1 protein-coding gene is annotated in these 375 nt (G+C 39.2%); it reads left to right on the top strand.

The window, feature by feature from the left end; all coding sequences use genetic code 11:
- Nucleotides 1-375: hypothetical protein (locus tag E1176_RS20020; protein ID WP_185152448.1), on the top strand; the 375-nt coding region annotated here is incomplete at both ends.

The following is a 375-nucleotide window of genomic DNA, read 5'->3' as shown; positions in this document are numbered from 1 at the left end:
GATGATTTCTTTGTGGAGGTGGATGATGGTAGTTGTACTAATGTAGCGAGTATTACTTTTACTGTAAACCCATTGCCAATACCCACTTTTGTGTCTGGTTCATCAAATGTGTGCTTTGGAGATACTGAAACTTATATTACTCAAACAAGTCAATCAAATTATACATGGAATGTCAACGGTGGTTCTATTGTACCTGGTACCGGAGAATCTACAGACCCAAGTGTATCGGTAGTATGGGATGGAACATCTCCATATGAGGTTTCTGTAAATTATGAGGATGCTAATGGCTGTACGGCTGTGACACCTACAGTTCTAACTGTGAATGTAAATTCTAATACTATTACAACACCGTTGCCTACGGTGGAAGTATGTAAC

It is taken from the genome of Fulvivirga aurantia, from assembly GCF_009711475.1.
In the GTDB taxonomy this organism is placed as follows: Bacteria; Bacteroidota; Bacteroidia; order Cytophagales; family Cyclobacteriaceae; genus Fulvivirga; species Fulvivirga aurantia.
This window is presented reverse-complemented; position numbering and strand designations above follow the sequence as displayed.